14 protein-coding genes and 4 tRNA genes are annotated in these 21,670 nt (G+C 56.5%); 1 reads left to right on the plus strand and 17 read right to left on the minus strand.

Going from position 1 to position 21,670, the window contains the following annotated elements; all coding sequences use genetic code 11:
• The 17 genes from PKO02S_RS23610 to PKO02S_RS23690 all read right to left on the minus strand — a co-directional run.
• On the minus strand, nt 1–1,383 hold a 1,383-nt coding region (locus PKO02S_RS23610), incomplete at its 3' end, for a CdaR family protein (protein WP_127586819.1).
• Nucleotides 1,376–2,191, minus strand: coding sequence for a diadenylate cyclase CdaA (gene cdaA / locus PKO02S_RS23615; RefSeq protein ID WP_127586821.1), 816 nt, complete (start codon nt 2,189–2,191; stop codon nt 1,376–1,378). The genes PKO02S_RS23610 and cdaA, both read right to left, overlap by 8 nt.
• A 208-nt stretch (nt 2,192–2,399) precedes the next feature.
• Entirely contained in the window at nt 2,400–3,005 is a 606-nt protein-coding gene (locus PKO02S_RS23620) for a zf-HC2 domain-containing protein (RefSeq protein ID WP_127586823.1), read from the minus strand.
• Between the two features lie 183 nt (nt 3,006–3,188).
• Nucleotides 3,189–3,761 carry an RNA polymerase sigma factor SigW gene (gene sigW, locus PKO02S_RS23625; protein ID WP_127586825.1) on the minus strand — a complete coding sequence of 191 codons (573 nt, stop codon included), beginning with the start codon at nt 3,759–3,761 and terminating at the stop codon, nt 3,189–3,191.
• Between the two features lie 96 nt (nt 3,762–3,857).
• Nucleotides 3,858–4,136, minus strand: a complete 279-nt coding sequence (locus PKO02S_RS23630) for a DMT family transporter (protein ID WP_127586827.1) — start codon at nt 4,134–4,136, stop codon at nt 3,858–3,860.
• Between the two features lie 198 nt (nt 4,137–4,334).
• A complete protein-coding gene (gene ppc, locus PKO02S_RS23635) occupies nt 4,335–7,124 on the minus strand; it encodes a phosphoenolpyruvate carboxylase (RefSeq protein ID WP_127586829.1) in 2,790 nt (929 codons plus the stop codon).
• Nucleotides 7,125–7,446: 322 nt separating this feature from the next.
• Nucleotides 7,447–9,177, minus strand: a complete 1,731-nt coding sequence (locus PKO02S_RS23640; protein WP_127586831.1) for a DUF8769 domain-containing protein — start codon at nt 9,175–9,177, stop codon at nt 7,447–7,449.
• A 14-nt stretch (nt 9,178–9,191) separates the two neighbouring features.
• Nucleotides 9,192–10,109 (minus strand): ABC transporter permease, encoded by a 918-nt coding sequence (locus PKO02S_RS23645; protein ID WP_127586833.1) that lies wholly within the window; start codon nt 10,107–10,109, stop codon nt 9,192–9,194.
• Nucleotides 10,110–10,209: 100 nt separating this feature from the next.
• Nucleotides 10,210–12,447, minus strand: a complete 2,238-nt coding sequence (locus PKO02S_RS23650) for a helix-turn-helix domain-containing protein (RefSeq protein ID WP_127586835.1) — start codon at nt 12,445–12,447, stop codon at nt 10,210–10,212.
• A 218-nt stretch (nt 12,448–12,665) separates the two neighbouring features.
• Complete coding sequence (locus PKO02S_RS23655; RefSeq protein ID WP_127586837.1) at nt 12,666–14,327, minus strand: extracellular solute-binding protein; 1,662 nt, start codon at nt 14,325–14,327, stop codon at nt 12,666–12,668.
• A 181-nt stretch (nt 14,328–14,508) separates the two neighbouring features.
• Entirely contained in the window at nt 14,509–15,384 is an 876-nt protein-coding gene (locus PKO02S_RS23660; RefSeq protein WP_127586839.1) for a carbohydrate ABC transporter permease, read from the minus strand.
• A gap of 200 nt (nt 15,385–15,584) precedes the next feature.
• A tRNA-Gly gene (locus PKO02S_RS23665) sits at nt 15,585–15,655 on the minus strand.
• Between the two features lie 11 nt (nt 15,656–15,666).
• Nucleotides 15,667–15,740, minus strand: a tRNA-Pro gene (locus PKO02S_RS23670).
• Between the two features lie 46 nt (nt 15,741–15,786).
• Nucleotides 15,787–15,863, minus strand: a tRNA-Arg gene (locus PKO02S_RS23675).
• 6 nt (nt 15,864–15,869) lie between these two features.
• Nucleotides 15,870–15,944: transfer RNA gene (locus PKO02S_RS23680), tRNA-Gly, on the minus strand.
• Between the two features lie 177 nt (nt 15,945–16,121).
• Complete coding sequence (locus PKO02S_RS23685) at nt 16,122–19,214, minus strand: efflux RND transporter permease subunit (protein ID WP_127586841.1); 3,093 nt, start codon at nt 19,212–19,214, stop codon at nt 16,122–16,124.
• Nucleotides 19,215–19,377: 163 nt separating this feature from the next.
• A complete protein-coding gene (locus PKO02S_RS23690; protein WP_373865235.1) occupies nt 19,378–20,664 on the minus strand; it encodes a Gfo/Idh/MocA family oxidoreductase in 1,287 nt (428 codons plus the stop codon).
• Between the two features lie 129 nt (nt 20,665–20,793).
• On the opposite strand from PKO02S_RS23690, the gene PKO02S_RS23695 reads away from it, so the two are divergent.
• Nucleotides 20,794–21,642, plus strand: a complete 849-nt coding sequence (locus tag PKO02S_RS23695) for an AraC family transcriptional regulator (RefSeq protein ID WP_127586845.1) — start codon at nt 20,794–20,796, stop codon at nt 21,640–21,642.
• The last annotated feature ends 28 nt before the right edge of the window (nt 21,643–21,670 follow it).

The following is a 21,670-nucleotide window of genomic DNA, read 5'->3' on the forward strand; positions in this document are numbered from 1 at the left end:
CCCGCCGGCGCCACCTGCGCCACCGGCCCCGCCGGTACTGCCGCCGGCCTCCGACGTTCCGCCGCCTGTGCCGGTGCCGCCGCCAGCCGCGCCGCCGCCGGTCGACGTCACGCCGCTCGTGCCGCCAGCCGGCGTGCCTCCACCGCCACCGCCGGCTCCGCCGCCCGCTTTGGCGCTGATCTCGACCGCCGCCCGCAGCTCAGCCCCTACGCGCCGTACGAACTGGCCGGCGCTGACGCTCACCGGCACCGAGTGCTGCCCCGGCGGCAAATTGCTGACATCGACGATCGCTTGCACGTCTTGCAGCTTCAGCTTGTCGAGGATGGCCGGCGCCCCCTCGAGCGTCAGCGAGACCGTTCCGGTCTGCGGCGTCGTCACCTTCGTATCGAACACGTCGTTCTGGCCGACAATCGTGATCGGCACGTTCTCGAACGTCCGCGTCGACGAAGGCACGACCTCCACCTTGACCTCCAGCTTAAGCGGATCGAGCGTCGTCACTTTACCGCGTAACGGAATATCAAAGTTGAAGGTCTTGCTCTCCTTGATCCCCGTCAAATCGACCGTCGGCCCTTCATAGAATTCCATGGTGTTCAGCAGCTCCTGCGTGCCGTACACGGTAATCGACTCCGTGCTCGGGACGAAGGAAGCAATACTGTAGCCCGCCTGAGGCGTACCGGTCGTCTTGAGCTGCAGCGGCATCTTCTTGAACGGCTGTGTAATCGGCACTTCCACATCAACCACCGCCGGATTCATCGCCACGTCGAGCTGCTTGCCGGTTTTGTCATACGCCGCCAGCTTCACCTGCTTGTTCACCGCGGTCGAAGCGTTGTCGACGCTCACATCGGCTCTCACCGCCGCGATGCTGTCGATCAAGCTGCTCGCCGCCGTCACGATCACGCGCATCGGCTTGACGACCGGCTGCCCGGCCTTGAAGCCCGCCGCCGGCGTCCCCGCCACATTCACGACGACCGGCATCTCCTTCTGGTCCTTACTCTCCAGCACAACCCGCACGTATGGCGGATAGATCGACACGTCTACGCCGCTCGGGAACTTCTCCGGCTTGAGCGGAATCGTATTCTCGCCGACCCTCGCGTTCGACAAATCCAGCACGATCCGATAAGTGGCCACGTTGACCCTCTTCAGCGCGCTGTCTTTGCCTTTTACTTTAATCATCACTTCACCCGGGTCTAGCGACTGGATATGGAACCGTTCGCTGTCGTAGACCGGAGTTACTTTTACATTCGTTATTGTATTCTCGAGATCGGTCGGAATTGCCGTCCCCGTCGCCCCCCGCTCGTCGGTTCGCACCGCCAGCCAGAGCAGAATGCCGAGAATGAGCGCAATGACCTTCACCACATTCGGTTTGCCGAGCCATTTATTCATGCTGGCCCCCCTTCCACTTCCAGAAAGGAGTCTTTTCCTTCGACTTCGCCTTCGGACGCAGCTCTTCGTACAGCTTCGAGACGAGCGATTCTTCCTTGATGTCGCGCACGATCTGGCCGTTCAAGGCGAGCGAGATTTGTCCCGTCTCCTCCGACACCACGACGCACACCGCATCCGACACCTCGCTCATGCCGATCGCCGCCCGATGGCGCGTTCCGAGCTCCTTGCTGATGAACGGATTTTCCGACAAGGGCAAGTAGCACCCCGCCGCCATAATTTGCCCATTGCGGATAATTACGGCCCCATCGTGAAGAGGCGTATTCGGGATGAAAATATTGATGAGCAGCTCCGACGTAATCTGCGAGGCGATCGGGATGCCGGACTCCACATAGTCGCCCAGCCCCGTATTCCGTTCGAAGACGACGAGCGCTCCGATTTTGCGTTTGGCCAGATGGTTCAGAGCCTTCAGAATATGCCCGATCCGTTGGGTAATGTCCTGATCCTCGGTAGTGGACGAACGGCTGAACAGCCGGCCCCGGCCCAATTGCTCCAGCGCCCGTCTCAGCTCCGGCTGAAAAATAATAATGACCGCCAGAACGCCGAGCGTGAACATCTGGTCCATCATCCACTTGAGCGTGTTCAGCTTGAACCAGATGCTGAGCGCCCAGGTCAGAACGACGACAAAGATACCCTGCAGCAGCTGCACCGCCCGCGTTCCACGTACCAGAAGGATTAATTTATAGATGACATAGCTGACGATCAGAATGTCGACGACATCGTTCACGCCAATCTCTTTGATCCAATCCATCCGTCAACCCCCGCGCAACCTTGTGTAAGGCCCCTCTATTAGGTCGCTTATGTTTCATCATACCATATTTTCACTAAAAGTTCCCGCCGGTATGCTTCCGGCAATGGGACGGTCTTCTACTGGCCCCACCCCGCTCCCGTCCCGCAGAACACAAAAAAAGCCTCCCTGCCCATCGGACAAGGGAAGCTTCCTCGACGGAGCTCGCCGCTCAATGCGTGACGGCGTTGAAAATTTGATTCGTCTTGTACCAAAGCCACTGCACGGCCTGGTCCACGGTCTTGATCTCCCCGGAGATATGGGCGGTCGAGGCGAGCGCGTAGCTGCCGTCGATGACGACCAGATTGCCTTCGATCGTACCGTCCACCTGGATCGTCCCGTTCTCGACGACGAGATTGCCTTTCACTGTCTGACCGTTCGGTACCGTGACCTGATTGCCTTGAATGACGACATGATCGAGATCCGAACCCCGCACGATCAGATCGGTATCCTGGTCCCATAGTGAGAAAAAGCTGCTCAGCATCACGATAGCGAATATCGCGGCCGCGGATAACGCCGGATGCCTCCGCACCCAGCTCACCCAGGACTTCCTCCGCGGTGGAGGAGGCAACGCCCGCAGAATGCGGTCCGTCATATGAGGCGGGCCGGCTACAGCTCCAAGCGAGCGAAATACGTGATCCGCCTTCTCCAGCTGTTGGAACCGTGTATGGCAGTCCGTGCAGGACGATAGATGAGCTTTCAACTCCGCCGTCTGAGCGGCCTTCAGGTCTCCATCCAGATACTCGTGTATCAGGGGGATGGCTTCTTTGCAAATCATGAGAGCGACTCCTCTCTGCTAATCCAATTTCATCGGGGGCGCCGTCCGTCGCTGCATTTGCGGGTCCCCGTCATGCCCTCTCGTCCGGGCTAGACTGACTAATCGTATTGTACTATACGGACCACTTCGGAATATGTTTCAACCGTTCCCGTCGGATCGCACCTATTTTTACCTGGTAAAAGTTCACAGCATTTCTTCTCTCTCAAGCCGCTGCCGGAGATACTCCCGCCCCCGGTGAACGCGCGTCTTCACAGTCGTGACGGGCATCTCGAGCACTTCGCTGATCTCCTGAAGCGACATGTCGTGCATATAACGCAGAATGACGGCGGACTTGTATTTCTCCGGCAGCGAATCAATCGCTTCCCTCACCTGCTGCTGCGTCTCCGAGAGGAGCAGCTCGCCCTCAGGCGTCGGGTCCAAGCTGGACAGCATCGAGTACCAATCCGTGCCTTCCCCATCGTTCACATCCGCGTCCAGCGAATAGCTGGGTTTGCGCTTGCGCAGCCGGTCGATGCATAGATTCGTGCCGATCCGGTAAATCCATGTGGAAAATTTCTGCGCCTCGTCGTACCGATGCAGATTCGTATAGACGCGGAGAAACGTTTCCTGCACGATATCCTCCGCTTCCTGCACGTTATGCAGCATCCGATAGGCGAGGTGATAGATCTTATCCTTGTACAGCTCGACCAAATCGATAAAAGCGCGCCGGTCCCCGTTGCGGGCAAGCTTGGCCAAGCGCGTCTCCACGTAATTCACCGACATTCCTCCTAAACCCTTGCCTTTAATACTTACGGACCGGGTGTCAAAAAGTTTCGTCTATTGGGTGGCCCCCACTTGAGCCGGTTTGCGCTCCTATACATAAATGCCGCATAAAATCAACAGCATCCCCGTCCATTGCAGAGCCCCGATCGATTCGTCCAGCTGCAGCCACGCTCCGACCGTCGCCACAGGCAGCTCCACTGAAGCGAGCATAGCCGACAGAGAGCTCCCGATTCGAGGGATGCCGATATTGAATGTAATGGTAGGAATCACTTGCCCCAGCTTGACGAGCGGCGACAGCGTGCCGCAGCAGAACGCTCCGAGCAGCACCATCACAATCGCCGCCGCACGTCCGATTCGGACCGATTTCATTCCATTTTCCTCCAAAGTTGATTTCCCGTCAAACGCTTTTCCTTCACGTCTCTACTGCAAAAAGTCGAGCCTCCGACTCACCGGCCGCCAAGCTTCCGAGAGAGGTTCCCTGCGGAGCTTAGCCACTCGCAGAGCGGCGCTCGACTTTAGTATGCGGCAGTTGCCGAATTTCATCAATTTAGCAGCAGTCGAGCTCGATCAGCCCGTATTGCGAAGACCCGCGGCGATGCCGTTGATCGTCAGCAGCACTTCTCGCAGCAAGCCGTTGTACGTGTCGGTCTGCTCTTCCTGTCTCCGCAGCTCGGTGAGCAGTTGCACCTGGAGATAGCTCAGCGGATCGACGTAGGGGTTGCGCAATCGGATCGATTCCTGGATGACCGGGACGTTATCGAGAATTTCCTTCTGTCCGGTAATCTGCAGGATAAGGTCCGACGTGCGGGCGTACTCTTCCTCGATCTGGCCGAAAATGCGCTTCGCGATCGCTTCGTCCTGGATCATGCCGCTGTATTCCTTGGCGATCGGCAGATCGGCCTTGCTGAGCGCCATCTGCAGATTGTCGATCGTTGTGCGGAAGAACGACCAATTCTCGTACATTGTCTTCAGCGTTTGCAGGTTCGCTTCTTCGCCTTGATAGAAGGTGTTCAGCCCGGTCCCTGCAGCGTACCAAGCCGGCAGCAAGTAGCGGCTCTGGGTCCAAGCGAAAACCCAAGGGATCGCGCGCAGGTCCTCGAAGCGGTCGCTGTTTTTCCGCTTGGACGGGCGGGAGCCGATGTTCAGCTCGCCGATCTCCGGCAGCGGCGTCGACTCCTTGAAGAAGACGAGGAAGTCCGGGTCGCGGAAGATCAGATCCTGGTACTTCGTCTGCGCCTGCTCGGATATGCCGCGCATGATCGTTTCCCATTCGCCTTCCTGCTCATCCGTCTCCACGTTCTTGGACAGCTTCGCGGCCGTGATCAGCGCCGACATAGCCTGCTCCAGACTGCGGTAGGCGATGCCCTTCAGCGAGTACCGCGAGGAGAGCACTTCGCCTTGCTCCGTGATCTTGATGCCGCCGCCCAATGTCTCCGGAGGCTGTGCCAGGATGCTGCGGTTGAGCGGCATGCCGCCGCGGCCGAGCGCTCCTCCCCGGCCGTGGAAAAATTTCAGCTTCACTTGGTTGCGCTTGGCCACGGCAGTAATATCCTTCAAGGCTACACGCAGCTCCCAGTTCGCCGTCAGGACGCCGCCGTCCTTGTTGCTGTCGGAGTAGCCGAGCATGATCTCCTGCAGGTCGCCGAAGCTGGTGATGCTGGCCCGGTAAGCCGGGATTTCGAACAATGTCTGCATGATCGCGGGCGCCGCATGCAAGTCGTCGATCGTCTCGAACAGCGGCGACGGCTGCAGCGTACAAGTGACCGTGCCGTCCGCTTCGCGGCGGTACAAGCCCACTTCCTTGCCCAGCACCATCACCTCGAGCAGATCGCTCGCGCCTTGCGTCATGCTGATCAAGTACGTGGAGATGCAGCGTTTGCCGAATTCCTGCTGTGCCGCCTTGATCGTCTTGTACACCTGGATGCACTCTTGCGTGCCGGCGGTGTACTCCATGTATGGCGAGACGAGCGGGCGCGGATCGCCCAGCAGCCGGCTCAGCAGCTTGATCTTCTCTTCCTCCGACAGCTCGGCGTAGTTGTCCACGATCTGCATCTTGGCGAGAATCTCCGCCATCGCCGACTCATGCTCCTTGCTGTGCTGACGCACGTCCAAGGTGGCCAAGTGGAAGCCGAACAGGTCGACTTGACGAATGAGCTTCTGGATGTAGTGATCGGCGGTGTAGTCCGCATAATGGCTGCGGAGACTCTGCTCGATCACTTCCAGGTCCGCGACAAGCTCGTCCGGCGAATGGTACTTGAGCGCGCCTTTGCGATCGGCGGCTTGCGTATTCTCCAGCTTCTCGAGCATATAGGTCAGCTTGATCCGGTAAGGCTCGTTGTCGTTGCGCCACACATCCTCCGTCTTCAGCACGAGCTGCTGCTTGTCCAGCTCGATGGAAGCGAGCAGCTCCGGCGACACGTTCACGATCGTCGTGCTGAAGCTCATATGCTCCATCAGGGCGCTGAGCGCTTCCTTGTATTTTTGCAGGGTGAGGCCTCGCTGCAGCGAGAGCGTCTCCCACGTAATGTTCGCTTTGACCCAAGGGTTCCCGTCGCGGTCGCCGCCGATCCAGGAGCCGAATTTGAGGAAGGACGGCACTTCCCATTTCTCGTTCGGGTAATATTTTTTCAGGCAACGCTCCAGCTCTTGGTACAGATCCGGCAGCACCTCGAACAGCGTCTCGTCGAAGTAGTACATCCCGTTGCGCACTTCGTCGAGGACGGTCGGCTTGCGGTCGCGCAGCTCGTTCGTCTGCCACAAGGTGAGCACTTCGCCTACGAGCTTCTCTCGCAGCTGTTCGCGCTCGCGGTACGTCAGCACCGGATTCTCGAGCTCCATCACTTCCTTGGAGATGCGCTGATGAATATCCAGCACTGCACGGCGCATCGCTTCCGTCGGGTGCGCGGTCATGACCAGCTCGAGCGAGATCGTGCTCAGGATGTCTTGAAGCTCGGCTGGCGGCGTCTTCGCCTTGGCCAGCTCGTTGATGACCCCTTCGATCGAGCCCGGTTGGATCTGTTCCGCGGAGGACCGCTCATAGTCTCGCTTGCGGCGGATCCGATGGTTCTGCTCGGCGATATTGACCAGCTGGAAGTAAATCGCGAACGCCCGAATCACCTGATGCCGATCTTCGTCGCTCAGCGAGCGGATCACGTTCTTGAAGTCCTGGAACAGCGCCGGGTCGGAGGATTCCCGCATCTTCTTGCTCATCTCCCGGATTTGCTCCACCAGCGTCAGGAGCTCCTGACCGCCTTGATGCACAAGCACTTCCCCCAGAATGTTGCCGAGGAAGCGCACATCGCGCCGCAATAAATGGTTCGAACTGATTTTGTTTGATTCGATCATCTGTTCTGCCATGATTTCTCTCACCTCATCCGATATCCTAATTACATTCGACAAGCTTCGTCACATTCCTGCTGTAAAGCGATGGAAGGACGAGGCCTTAATGGGTCGCAATATACGAAGAAAACCGCCCTTCCAGGCCGGTCCGCGAATGCTCCCACATGGTCTATTTGCCATTGCCTGCTCTTGTGAAACAAATCTAACTCACTTAGTCCATCCCTTAATAGTATGAAACCTTGGGCTTGCCGTCAAGCTGTCCCAAGCGCCCAACTGGCTCCCAACGCCAAGAGCCCCGCACCAATGGCAGGGCTCTTGTTAGTTGGTATTTTCTGCTGCGTCAGCTCCACGAATTGCGCTCGAACAGCGTGCGCAGCGTATCCGGCTTCAGTTGGATGCCGACACTCATCGCCTGGCTTTGGTTCGCTTGCAGCCGCACCTTGCAGCTTCCGTCCGCCACCTGCACGTCATGCCCGAACACAGCCGGCTCGTCCGCAGCCGTAATCGCGAAGGCAAAGGCCAGCGCCGCCCGCTCCATCTCATGAAAGTCGAACTCGCGCTCCTCGCCTTCGTATAAGACGAAATCGATAAACCCGGCTTCTACGCCGGCGCTTGTCCCCTCAGACACTTCCCAGCCGCGCGGCTCGAAGCCGCCCGTCTCGTCGAACACGCTCGCCAAGCTCCTCACGGTCAACCGGTGCCGGTCCCCGATGCGAACCGCCAGCGACTCTCCTGGTGCCAAGGGTTTGGCCACCTCCAACACCTCGCGCTCCAGCGCCCCGCCGATCTCGAACCGAACCCGCAGATCGGTAGCCCGGATTCGTCCGTTCACCTTGTCCAAATTCGGGTGCCAGGAGCCGCCATCGGTGGCGAAATTCAAGCCGAACAGCGCGGTGAACCGATCCTGGGCGCAAGTGATGACGGCGGACGCATAATCTTTGAGGTTGTGCAATACGCGCAGTTGGACATAGGCAACTCCATCGTCGCCATTCCCGATATACGCCAGCAAGTTCCGCCGCTGATTCCACATGTATTCCTTGGAATGCGAGCCGAGCGTCACGTACTCATCCATATAAGTCGTCGCCCAGCTGATCTCTCCGGTGAGCGGATTGTCCTTCACTTTTTCCCGGACGGCTCGTGTCGTACGTTCCTGGAACATAGGCAAATACTTGGCCGGACAGCGAATGTCGTCCCGATCGAACGTCTCCCCCGCTTCAGCGGGTCGAATCGCAGAATCGAGGAAGAGGCGGATGTGCTCCTCCATCATCGTGTAATACGCTCGGCTATGCGGCCCCGACCATTGCCGGGTAGCCGGATGATAATGCTCGGCTGTGCTTTTCCAAGATAAATCAATTAGCTCCTCGGCCAATTGACGCGCTTTCGGCACCTGCGTCTCGGTGTAGATGCTGTGCAGCTCCTCGATCGTAATCGGCGTGTACACCGGGCTGTTGTATTCCTCGAACGTACCGAGGCGCATCGTGTAGGCATAGAACGCCTCCAGCCTGGCCAGCCCGTACGCGACGAAATCTTCCCGGCCAAGCGTCTCGCCCGTCACCAGCGTGACGAACGCTCCCATCACCGCGATATTCGTATACGACGGCCCCACATTGCGGCGGATGATCGCCTCCGAAGCGTTCAGCAACGCTCGCCGAATCCGCAGCCGCAGCGATTCCGGCAGCCGGTCCCCGTGCCGACGCAGAGCGAGCAGCAGCTTCTTGCCGTTGAAGTCCGCCATATTCCAATCCGGAGGCGCCATCCGCTCCAGCGGCTCCTCATAGAAATACGACCAGATGCCGAACGTGCCGTTCGCAGATTCCCCGTCCTGCAGCTCCGTCACCCGCTCCAGGATGGTACACGCCCGCCCCAAATATTCGTTCTCCCCGCTCTCCAGCAGCGAATACGAATACAAGGTCGAGATGAAGATCGGATGCACGGTCGGCGTCGTCTCCGGCTTCAGCACACTGTGGTACTGCGCGCCGAGAAACGGGATTTTCAACAGCCCAACCTCCGGATCATATTGATCATGCTGTGCGGCTATCCGGTTTTTTAACTCTGTTAATCTTCTGCTCATCCCCTGAAGTCCCCCTACCACAAGCTCTGCCCGAAACGCCGGGCGATCCGATTGGCGATCAGCACGAGCAGGAGGCCGATGAGCGATTGGAACAGCCCGAGCGCTGTGGTCAAGCTGAACTGCCCGCTGCCGAGACCGATCCGATAGCTCCACACGCTGATCACGTTCGCCAGATCCGAAACGACCGGATTGCCGAGCACATACACTTGGTCGAAGCCGATGTTCATCACGTTGTCCATGGCCAGGATCAGCATCAGCGCTACGACCGGCGCGATGCCTGGAAGCGTAATATGCCACATTTGCCGCCACTTGGTGGCCCCGTCGATGCTCGCGGATTCGTACAAGCTAGGATCGATCGTGCTGAGCGCCGCCAAGTAGATGATCGCCGAGAACCCGGCTTCCTTCCAGATGCCCGCCCCGAGAAAGATCGTCAGCCAGGACGACTTCTCATACAGGAACGGATAGCTCTCCCCGGTGAGCGCTTTGCTGATCGACGACATGATCCCATGCTCCTGGGCGAAAATAAGGACGACGAACGAGCCGACAATGACCCAGTTAAGGAAATGCGGCAAATAGACGAGCGTCTGCACCGCTTTTTTGAAAAACGATCGGCGCACCTCATTGATTAGAATAGCGAGCATGATCGGGAACGGAAACCCGACGAACGTACTGAGCACACTGAGGATGAATGTACTCTTAATGACGTTAAACATATTCGGACTGTTGTACAGCATCTCGAAATTAGTCGTCCCAACCCACGGACTCCCCCAGATCCCGTCCCTCAGGTTGTACTCTTTGAACGCAATGATCAATCCGCCCATGGGCAAATATTTGAAAATGACGAAGTATAGCAGGACAGGCGCAAACATGAGGATGAGCGGGATGTTCCGCTTCCACATCGGCCTGCGGGCATTCAGCGCGGCTGCTTTCATGAAGATCGGCTCCTTCTGTTGGGTTCTACGGCTACTGTATCCGCCCGGAACGGGAGCTGCAATACACAAGATTCGCGTATATGGCGGCCGTGGCGCTTCCCTATTTGGCCCGAATTTGTTTGCGATAGTCGCCCGGAGTCATCTGCATCATTTTCTTGAACATCCGTATGAAAGATAGCGAATGCACATATCCGACCTGCAGCGAGATCGATTGGATCGACTCCTCCGTCTCCTCCAGCAGCCGCTTCGCGTGTTGGATTCGCAGCCTCGCGAGGTACTCGACGAACTTCTCGCCGAGCTCATCCTTCACGAGCTGGCTCACCTGCTTGTCGTTCAGATCGAACCGGTCGCCGATCATATTGAGCGAGAGGTCCGGGTCCCCGAGATGCGCTTCGATGAACTGCTGGATTTCCCGGATGAGCGTCCGGTTGGAGCTGCTCTCGCGGATGTGGGCGATGCGGCGGAACTCTTCGTCCAGCAGGCGGAGGTACAGTTCGCACAGCTCGCTCAGTAGCTCGAAGCGGTCGAGCAGCGTAATCAGCTGCGGATAAGCAGACGTCTCCCAGTGCTCGGTGTAACCGGGGTTGAATTCCTTCATCGCCTGATTCAGCTGATAGTTGAAATAATTGAGCGTAATGACGATGTCGTCCTCGGCGGCATGCTCCTCCTGCAGATGGCGGATGAGCTGCTCGAACGCCGAACGCCACTCCGCATTGCCCTGCTTGTACATGACTACGATCGAACGAACCGCCTGCAGCCGGTTATAGACGTCGATGTCGCTCTTCGGCTTCACCTCGAGGAAGTAGATGACGCGGTTCAAGCCAAGCACCGTCTTGTACTTCAGGGCGGTGACCGCTTCCTCGTAAGCAAGCGGCACATCTTCCGCTCCGGCTGCGGAGGAGCTCAGCCCAATCGTCACCGTGAAGTGCAGGTGATCCTTCACCCACATATGCAGCTCCTCGTACTGGACGATCGCCGGGCGGTCTTGCCCGCGATCAGGGTCCGCATGTTCGCCGCCCGGCAGGAAGTGCAGGACGCCGAGGCGGTCTACATCGATCCATTCCGCCCAAATCTCGGCGCCGTGTTTGGTCGCGAGCTCCAGCACGACACTCTTGAGCGCGAACTTCAAGAGCGACTGGTCGCGCTGGTTGTACAGCTCGGCGAACTGCGGATGTTTGTCGATCTCGATGACCGCCATCTGCAGCGCGTCGAATTCCGCCGGCAGCCGGTACACCGCCAGCTGCTCGCGCCAGGCGTCGCCGTGGACCGGCTTCGTCCCTTGCAGCAGGTCCATGAAAAACAGCTGCTTCCGGTACATCAGATCTTCCCGGTGCTTCTGCTCGAATTCGTTGGATTGGTCGATCAGCTTCGTAATGGCGTCCTGGATGAAATGGAACTCATCCTTGCCGGAAGTCGCCTTCTGTTGGGCGGACGTATGCACCTGCCGCAGGATGGCTTCGACCGGGCGATAATTTCGCTTGGAGACGCGGACGATCCACAGCACGCCGAGCACGAGCATGACGACCGTAATGACCGTCCACAGCAAATATAGGCTGGAGAACACAAAGGTAAATCCGCTCTCCCGCAGTCCGACCTGCATCGTCAAGCCGGTGTACGAAGACTTCAGCGATGCCGCTGCCAGCGGCGAGGCGACGGCGGCCTGACCGGTTGCATTGATCGGATTGCCTTGTGTATCCTCAACTCGAATATAGCTATAATGCGAATAACTCATCGCATCGATCTGTTTCTTGAGCGTCGCTACGTTCACATTCACGACGATAAACCCTCGATTGCCGGTTAAGAGCGGCGCCTTGCGCACGATACTGATTACGCTTCGCGCCGGGTCGCCGGTGTTTTCGCGGTACTCGCGGACCGGCTGCCACTCCGTAGGCACCCCTTCCGCTTCCGTGCGCTTGATAAACGCCGCGTCGCCGAATAGCTCGACGGGGACGATAACGCTTCCGCTCAGCACTTTGCCGTCGCTGAACCGATATAGATAAGCGGAGTCGATCTGGGACATGCCGGACTTCAAGCTTTCCAGCCTGGAGGCAGGAAGAGCGACACCGTTGTATCGATCGCCGGAATCCGCAAAGTAGAAGCCATTGAGTCCGTCATTATAGTTCAGCTCACGAAGCACGTTCTGGTCGATTTGCCGCAGCACCTGATCGATGTTGCTCATCGCTTGCTCCATGAACATCTCGTTCGATTTGCGGGTCTGACTCTGCGTCATATAGTTGGCGAAGATGAAGAAGACGGCAGACAGCAAGAACACAAGGACGATAAAGATCGGAATGTACGATAGAAGCAGCTTAGTAAACCAAGTTTTTTGTTTGAACAAGCTCGCCGCCTCCAGTACGATACGATACGATCCGTTTCCATTTCGGTCCGGTTGACCGCATTCCTTATTGTACCCTCAAAGCGATAACGTGAAAATACACCAGAATCGGCCATATACGTTTTTCCGCCGCAATGAAAAAAAGCCTGATCCAAAGGGAATCAAGCTCCCTGGGTCAGGCCTGTTTGAACTCCTCGCCATAATCAGTCAGGCGTTACTTATCATTTCGGATAAGAGTCGTTTACCGTAATCGCACGGTCCTTGTTTGCTTTCCACCAGTTGATGAAGAACTCGTCGACCTTGCCGCCGCCCGCTTTGTTCCAAATATCCTGGGCATTCTTGATCGCTTGATCGGCTGTATAGCTTGCGGTTACGATCGCTTTTACGAACTCGTCCGGCGTACCGAGCTTCGAGGCTCCGCTCTGAATGCTCGGCACACTCGCTACGATCAGATCCAGGTCCTTCGTGATCGACGGCACGTCTACGAGAATACCGGCCATAGGCGTCTTCGGATCGAGATAGATCTTGCGAGCTTCCGTCAGAATGCGCTTGAGTTCCTTTTGCGCCGGGTTGGTCTCCACTAGGGAGTCGAGACGGTCGTCGCAATTTTTCAAGATAGTAGGCGGGATCGATTGCATCATGCCGTAGTCGCCGGCATAGCCGCGTTCTTTTTTGTTCTTGTCGGCGTCGATCGGCACCGCGCAGCCAAGCTGGTTCGGCTTGTAGTGCTCGCCCTCAATGCCCCACTTCATCGCCTTGTAAGTGCCCTCTCTCACCATAAAGTCGATGTACTTGATCACCGCTACCGGGTCTTTCGCTTTAGCATTCACAACCGCTACGCTCTGAACCGGTGCCGTAACCGGCAGCCCGAACTGGCCGAAGGAGCTCTTAGGCAGCGCAATCGGCTGCAGCACGGCGTTCGGATCGTTCTTCATAAGCGTTTCCATCTCGGCAGCGCTTAGCAGAGCGCCTGTATAGAAACCGAGCTTGCCGTTCAGGAAATCGCGCTTCGCCTTGTCTCCCGTTTGATCCGCCGCGAAGTCCTTGTCGATGATGTTTTCCGAGAACAGCTTCTTCTTGAACTCGAGACCCGCCTTTTGCTGGTCCCAAGAATAGCTCAGATTGCCGTCTTTCAGCACATAGTTCGAGAATACCGGCGCCCCGAACATGAAGTCGATCACCTTGTTGTTGTAGGCGCCGCCCAGCGTAAGACCGAATGTGTCGTTTTTGCCGTTGCCGTCCGGATCCTTCTCTGTGAATGCCTTCGCTACGGCGAACAGCTCGTCGGTTGTCTTCGGCGCTTCGAGGCCCAGCTTCTTCAGCCAGTCCTGACGGACGATGAACACCCAGTTGACGTCCGCACGGCCCTGCGTTGCGATGTCGTACAATTTGCCGTCGGAGCGGGTTCCGTACTTCTTAAGCACGGGATTGGCCTTGAGCAGCGCCTTGTATTCTACGCTATATTTTTCGATCAAATCGTCGAGAGGGAGCAATTGCTTCGCTTCGTACCACGCGTTCCGGTTGCCTCCGCCGTAATCCTGAATGAGATCCGGCGCGTCCCCCGAGGCGAACATCACGTTGATTTTTTCTTGGGGATTCGTTCGCGGAATCGGAATGAATGTAACGTCGACCGGACCGTTCTTGTTCAGCCACTCCGTCCAACGGTTTTTATCGAGCGTCCCTTCCTCTACCACCATGTTCCCGCGATCGTAGATCGATGTAGTGATTTTACCGCGCTTCTCCGGTGTTGCCGTAGCCGTTGCGCTCGCGCTTGGGCTCGCCGCCCCCGTCGGCTCCTTCTCTTCCTTGCCGCATGCCGCCAGCAGAACGCCGCTCGACAGCACCATCGTGAATGCGACCGCTGTAACCAATCGTTTTTTCATGCTTACAGACCCTCCCCAAATTAATAATCCCTCGTGATACCCCGGCTTCACCGCCGCAGCGGTTGTTCGCCATGCCCCCAATCTAATCGCTCCACCACACCAGTCGCAATATACAAGAATCTTTGTATAACGCGGTTTTGACGGATATACGTTTTTCAGGGATATGCCGCTTTCGGGCGAATCAGCCTTTGACCGAGCCGATCATCACGCCTTTGACGAAATGCCTCTGAACGAACGGATACACAAGCAGCATCGGTGCGATCATTATGATGACCCCTGAAGACTTGACGGATTCCGGCGTGATCTGCATCGCTTCATCCGGGCGGAGGTACTGGTCCACATTTTGCAGCATGCTGTTCATGATCATCTGTTGGACGATTACGGTCAGGTTCTGCTTCTGTTGCGCGTTGATGTAGATGAGGACGTTTTGGAACATGTTCCAATAGCTGACGGCGTAGAACAGGATCAGCGTCGCTAGGGCCGGCAAGGCGAGAGGCAGGAAGATCCGCGCTACCAGTCTCACCTCGGAGCATCCGTCCATCCGTGCCGCTTCCTCCAGCTCCGGCGGGATGTTCTCGAAGAACGTCTTGAGCACCAGCGTATTGTACACACTTACGAGTCCCGGCATCCAGAGCGCCCAGTACGTATTGACCATCCCCAGGCTCTTGATCAGCAAATAGTTCGGAATGAGTCCCGCACCGAACAGCATGGTGAAGACGATCATCAGGGTGAAGGTGCGCCGGCCGATAAAATACTTTTTGGACAGCGGGTACGCCGCCAGGATCGTGAACAGAATGCTCAGCGCCGACCCGATCACCGTAATGAGGATGCTGTTCCAGAAAGCCGGCACGATGCGCGTTCCTTTGAACAGCAGCTTGTACGATTCTACGTTCCATTCGATGGGCCACAGCCCGACATGTCCGGAGATGACCGCGGATTGACCGCTGAACGACAGCGCCAGCAAATGCACCATCGGCAGCACGCACAAAATGCCGAGCACCGACAGGAAGGCATAATTAAGGGCATAAAATAATTTCTCTCCGCGTGAAGCTCTCATGAGGATCCTCCATTCCAATTAACCAGCATAATCTCACTGTACCGGGTGGATGCGGCCTCGACAATACACACGATTCGGGTATATGCACATGCATGCGACGGGGAGAAATGTAGGTGCAGGGGTGGTTCTCGAGGGGGAGTCAGAGGCAGTATTTCTTCAGAAAATAAAAAAAAGCCTTGCGGCTATGGCGTTCTCATATAAGCGGGTGATGGGAATCGAACCCACGCTACCAGCTTGGAAGGCTGGAGTTCTACCATTGAACTACACCCGCATTACTGAAAGTCGGGACGACACGATTTGAACATGCGACCCCCTGGTCCCAAACCAGGTGCTCTACCAAGCTGAGCTACGTCCCGTTGATATTGCTGTGCCTTCACTTCATATTTCTAATGAAGTAAAAAATGGCGTGCCTTGAGAGATTCGAACTCCCGACCTTTTGATTCGTAGTCAAACGCTCTATCCGGCTGAGCTAAAGGCACAAATTATGGAGCGGACGACGAGATTCGAACTCGCGACCCTCGCCTTGGCAAGGCGATGCTCTACCACTGAGCCACGTCCGCATATAGTCTTCATTCGAGGACTTGTCCTCGTTCGTCATCCGCTCGTTTTTTTCGTTCCGTTTGCGGCGACAAGAAATAATATATCAAAACTCGAAACAAAATGCAAGTATTTTTTGAAAAAATTAATAAGGGGCTTCTTCACCGCATTTAGCATGTGTGGAGACCCCTTTTTCTATGCTACGCCGCGGATTTCTCGACTGCTTGCTTGCGAGACTTGAACCATTTGCGGAACTGCGTCTTGATCGCTTCATTGCGCTCGTAGATGATCGGTACGATCACGAGTGTCAGCAGCGTAGACGTCGTCAGACCGCCGATTACGACAACGGCCAGCCCTTTGGAGATGAACGCGCCCTTGGAGAATCCAAGCGCCAGGGGCAGCAGCGTCATGATGGTCGCACCCGCCGTCATGACGATCGGACGGAGCCGGCTCATTCCCGCTTCGACCAGGGCTTCGCGGACCGATCGGCCTTCGCCGCGCAGCTGCTGCACCCGATCGATCAAGACGATGGCGTTCGTGACGACGATCCCGATCAGCATCAGGAACCCGATCAACGACGTGACGTTGACTGTTTCCCGCGCGATAAGCAACCCGAGCAGCCCTCCGATCGCCGCCAGCGGCAGCGAGAACAGAATCGCGAACGGGGCGCTCGCATTGCCGAAGGCGATAACCATGACCAGGTACACGATGAGCACCGATACCCCCATGGCGATAAACATCTCGCGGAAGCTCTTGTCGACTTCGTCGGAGACGCCCTTCACCTCGCGGCTCACGCCAGGCGGCAGATCGACCGATTTCAGCGCTTCCGTCACTTTGTTGCTGATGCCTTGTTTGTCGGCGCCCTCGATACGGGCGGATATCCGGACGACCTGCTCCTGCATTTCCCGATTGATCGTATTCGGAGCGTCGATGGAGGTGACTGTCGCGATATCGGACAGCTTGATCTCCCCGCCCGCAAGAGAACGCAGCGGCAGCTTGGCGATATGCTCCAGCGAGCCTTTTTCCGTCCCGTCGAGCTCCACGGTCGTTTTATAGTTTAGGCCATTCAGCGGCAGGCTGCCCAACTGCTGCTTGCCAATCCAGCCATTCACTTGCTCGATGACTTGAGCGTTCGTCAGACCGACCAAGGATGCCTTCTCCGGATTCACTGTGATGTCGATTTCCTTCTTGGCGTCGGTCAAATTGTCCTTCACGTCGACCAGCTCGGGGAACTGCTTCATTTTCTCCTGGACGAGGGCGGACGCTTGCTTAAGCTTGTCTAGACTATCGCTCTTGAGCGAATAGCTCATAGAGCTGCTTGCTTCATTCGACGGGCCGAAGGTAACAATCTCCCCGGCAATCCGCGCACCGGTTGGCAGCATCGCCTGGATGCTGTCTTTGTACTGCTTCAGGACGTCTTTGGCCTTGCTCGACTCGTTCACTTCCGTCATGAACAACGTCCGGCTCGCCACCTGCTCCGTCCCCCAGTTGTAGCCGACCATCGACTCCACAAATTTGAACTGCGGGTTATTGTTCGCATCCTTGGCGTTCCGCAGCAGGTCCTCCACTTTCTTCGTCTCCTGATCCGTCTTGTCGATCGTCGTTCCTCTAGGCATGATCAGCGTGAAAAACATCGACCGATCCGACTCGCTCTCCGGCATAAAGGCCACCGGCAGCTTCGGTGTAATGAATACGATGGCGCTTCCCAGCAGGATCGCCGCTGCAACCAGCGTGATGATCCAATGGTTCAACGACCAGACCAACACTTTCTTATAGCCGCCGACCGTGCGGCCGACGGTCTCTTTGTGAGGCTTCGCATCTCCCGTGTCCCGCAGCACCATAATTTTGGCCAGTACCGGAATCACTGTCAGCGCCACGATCAATGAGGCCAGAAGCGCGCATACGAGCGTCAATGCGAACGGGACGAACACTTCTCCCACAATCCCGCTCACGAAAGCGATTGGCGCGAATACGCCTACAGTCGTCAGAGTCGAAGACGTGATGGCCGAAGAAACCTGCTTCGTGGCGAAACGGATGACCGATTCGTTGCGGCGTTGCGCTTTTTGCAGGTGGGTATAAATGTTCTCGATCACGACAATGCTGTCGTCCACTACGCGGCCCACGGAGATCGCCATGCCGCCCAGCGTCATGATGTTCAGCGAGATGTCGAGCGCGGACATCAGCAGCAGGCTGGCCAGAATTGAAAGCGGGATCGACACGAGCACAATCAGCGTCATCCGGAGGTTGCGCAGGAACAACAGAATCATCAGCGAAGCTAGAATCGCCCCCATGATGCCTTCGCGCAGCATGCCCTCGATCGACTTCTTGATATCGCTCGCCCCGTTAAATACCGTCTGAACCGTAATGTCGGGGTTCGACTGCTTCCAGCTCTCGATCAGCTTGTCGACGCCGGCGGCGAATTCGACCTCGTTGGCCGCTTTCGTCTTGTACAGATGTACGCCGATGGCGGGCTTGCCGTCGTAGCGCGTAAGGAACTTCGACTCATAGATCGACTGAACCGTGCCTAGCTCCTTCAGAGAGACGATGCCTTTCGTCGTCGGCAGCTTCAGGCTCTCGAGCTTCGCCAGCGTGTCCAGATCGCCTCTGACGCGGACCATCTGGGTGTTCTGCTGCACATCGACCGCCCCTACCGGACTGCTCGCTATCGAGGCTCTGATGAGGCCTGCCACCTGCACCGGCGTGAGTCCGTAGCGGTTCAGCGCTTCGCCCTTCAGCTTGACGCTGACGGACGCTTCCCGCGACCCGATCGAGTCGAGATGGTCGATCCCCTCCAGGGCCAGAAAGCCCGGCAGCAGGGTGTCCTGGTAACGCTCGTCGAGCTTCTCTTGGCTCATCTCGTTCGTCGCCAGGATGGACAAGTAGTACACCGGGCTCGAAGAGAACCCCTCCGTGGCGACTATTGGCCTTCCCGCGTTCTGCGGGAGCCTTACATTGGCCATCGCCGCCTCGGCATCCTTCTTGAACGTCTCGGGCTCGGCCCCGGCGTTCAACTGCACGAGCACCTGCGACGAATTTTCCGCAGACGTGGACACCATTACCTTGATGCCGTCCAGTCCGGCAATAGCTTGCTCGATCGGCTTCGTGACTTGCTCCAGCACATCCTTGGGGGATGCCTGGTAGGAGGTCGTCACCGCCACGAACGGGAAGCTCACGTCCGGCATGCTCTCAGTCTTGAGCGTTGTAGCCGCATAGCTGCCGCCTGCTACGAGCAGCAGCATGAGGATGAGGATCGCGGCGACATTTTTCATAGAGAAACGAGTCAATCGGTTCATAGTTCGGTTAAAGCTCCTTTAGCGATAATTTCCACATTCCCAGTGTAGCGGCTTCCTGTCCGTTCGTATACCCTCTCGCGCATGAGGTTGTCCTGGACCTTGGTCTAGCACAACAATCCCCAAACCTGAGGTTTGGGGATGAGGGAATGCAGTCGAAGCTGCTTTAAAATTTCACTAAAGTATCTACCTTCACCGGCTGCCCGGTACGAATCGCTTTATTGGCTGCAATACCCGTTAGAATTGATCTCGCTCCATCGATATGATCCGCTGCGCGATTGAATTTATCCGGCATCGGCGTCCCGAAAATATCGTTCAGCAGCACCGGATCTCCGCCGCCATGGCCGCCTTTGCCTTCTTCAACCTCAACCTCGTATGGCGTCTTCCACATCGGAAATACAAGGATACTCTTGCCCACAATAGCGCCTTCCAGCGCCTTGTCCCCGCCGGAGTTGACGTACGATTGTTCAATGATGTTCATCTCGATCCGGCCTTTGCTTCCGTTGAACGCAATTCTATAACCTTCCCAAGGCATGTACGCATTCAAGGAATAGGTCAGAATCGCGTTGTTCTTGTAGCGGACCAGGACCCCCATCGTATCCTCGATATTGATGCCATCGCCGAAGACGCTCTGATCGCGACGATACCCGTCTTCCACTTCCGCGTCCAGATACATCGCCTTCAGATGCTCGTTCTTATCCAGATGCAAGGCGAAAGGATCCTCTTGCGCATGCGGATTTCCCGTAGCCCGATCGTAAAACTTCGTTTCTCCGCGTTTCTCCGCATTTTCCCGACCATAGAACAGCAGGTCTCCGAAAGCAAACACTTCCTGCGGCTGCGAGCCGATCCAGAAGTTGACCAGATCGAAATGATGCGTCGACTTGTGGACGAGCAGCCCCCCGCTATTTCGTTTGTCCCGATGCCAACGGCGGAAATAATCGGCTCCATGCTTCGTGTTCAGCAGCCATTCGAAATGCACGGAATGCACTTGCCCGATTACGCCGTCCTGAATCAATTCGCGGGCTTTCGTATGATGCGGGGCATAGCGATAGTTGAAGGTTACCCTTACATTTTTGCCGGTCCGTTTCACCGCATCCAGAATTTCCTGACATTTCACCTCGTCCACGGTCATCGGCTTCTCCGTTATGACATCACAGCCTAATTCCAGCGCGCGAATGATGTACGTGTGGTGGGTCCGATCGACGCTTGTCACAATGACGGCATCCGGCTTCTCCGCTGCAATCATCTCTTCGAATTGGTCGGCCTGATAGGTGTTCACTCTACGATAGCTATATTTTTCTTCGAGCAGGCGGTTCGCATAGTTCATGCGGGTTTGGTTGACGTCACAGAAAGCAAGCAGCTCTGAAGTCTCCTTGTAATGCCCGGCAATCGCTCCATAAAAAAACTCCGCCCTGCCGCCGGTGCCCACAAGCACATAGGTTTTCTTCGTCATTTTCATGTCCCTCCGGAATTGTTCTCAAGCTCTATACTATCGCAATATTGTCGATATTACCCCCGCTTATTTGCGGATTTTACGCTTTACCCCGCTTCTTTTGCTATAATGATGATGAGGTGAAGGAGTATGAGCGCAAAACAATCCAAGCTCTGGTACGCTAAGCTCGGCGCACCCATATCGATCGAATATGCCAAACGGACTGAGCCTTTCACGATGCCGAACGAGCACTTCCATGAGCAGTATGAAATTTATTACTTGTTCTCGGGGGAGCGCTACTATTTCATTGGCGATCATACTTACCACATCCACAGCGGTGATTTGGTCTGCATCCCCTCCCAGGAGCTGCACAAAACTTCCGAGGCCACCCTGCCTAAACATGAGCGGATCGTCATTTATTTCAACGAATCCTTTGTACGGGAGAACTATAGCGAGCATGCCGACCTGTTGCTTTCACCGTTCCATGCGCCTAATCCGGTGTACCGATTCTCTGCGAAGGATCTGATTCTAACGGAGAGCCTCTTCCAGCAGCTGCTTGCCGAACTGCATACGAAGCCCCTTGGGTATGAAATTCGGATCCAACACACGTTTGTTGAAGTTTTGCTTCTTGCCGCACGCCATCTTAGAAAACAAGAGCCGACCCTGTCCCCGCTGGAGTCGCCTCTTCATCAGAAAATTTCCGATATCACTCGACATATCCGGGCCCATATCTCGGCTGACTTGAGTTTGTCCGCTCTCGCCGAGCAATTTTACATTAGCCCGTATTACCTCAGCCGCACCTTCAAGGCCGTAACGGGCTTCACATTGACCGAATACGTGCACACCGCTCGCATCCGGCAAGCGATGCAATTGTTGAAGGACACCGAGCTGTCCATCCTGGACATCTCCAATCAAGTCGGATTCGTCAACTTCTCGCACTTCGGCAAAATTTTCAAAAAGATCACCCAGCTCTCGCCTAGGGAGTATCGGAAAGAGTGAACGACAAGAAATCCCTTGCTCGGCATGC

The organism is Paenibacillus koleovorans NBRC 103111, from assembly GCF_004000845.1.
Lineage (GTDB): Bacteria > Bacillota > Bacilli > Paenibacillales > NBRC-103111 > Paenibacillus_AA > Paenibacillus_AA koleovorans.

Bases quoted from the DNA above. Each gene is read 5' to 3' on its own strand.
- PKO02S_RS23655 (WP_127586837.1), bottom strand. From the start codon at position 14,327: ATGAAAAAACGATTGGTTACAGCGGTCGCATTCACGATGGTGCTGTCG.
- cdaA (WP_127586821.1), bottom strand. From the start codon at position 2,191: ATGGATTGGATCAAAGAGATTGGCGTGAACGATGTCGTCGACATTCTG.
- PKO02S_RS23690 (WP_373865235.1), bottom strand. From the start codon at position 20,664: ATGACGAAGAAAACCTATGTGCTTGTGGGCACCGGCGGCAGGGCGGAG.
- ppc (WP_127586829.1), bottom strand. From the start codon at position 7,124: ATGGCAGAACAGATGATCGAATCAAACAAAATCAGTTCGAACCATTTA.
- PKO02S_RS23630 (WP_127586827.1), bottom strand. From the start codon at position 4,136: ATGAAATCGGTCCGAATCGGACGTGCGGCGGCGATTGTGATGGTGCTG.
- PKO02S_RS23685 (WP_127586841.1), bottom strand. From the start codon at position 19,214: ATGAACCGATTGACTCGTTTCTCTATGAAAAATGTCGCCGCGATCCTC.
- PKO02S_RS23660 (WP_127586839.1), bottom strand. From the start codon at position 15,384: ATGAGAGCTTCACGCGGAGAGAAATTATTTTATGCCCTTAATTATGCC.
- PKO02S_RS23640 (WP_127586831.1), bottom strand. From the start codon at position 9,177: ATGAGCAGAAGATTAACAGAGTTAAAAAACCGGATAGCCGCACAGCAT.
- PKO02S_RS23695 (WP_127586845.1), top strand. From the start codon at position 20,794: ATGAGCGCAAAACAATCCAAGCTCTGGTACGCTAAGCTCGGCGCACCC.
- PKO02S_RS23620 (WP_127586823.1), bottom strand. From the start codon at position 3,005: ATGATTTGCAAAGAAGCCATCCCCCTGATACACGAGTATCTGGATGGA.
- PKO02S_RS23645 (WP_127586833.1), bottom strand. From the start codon at position 10,109: ATGAAAGCAGCCGCGCTGAATGCCCGCAGGCCGATGTGGAAGCGGAAC.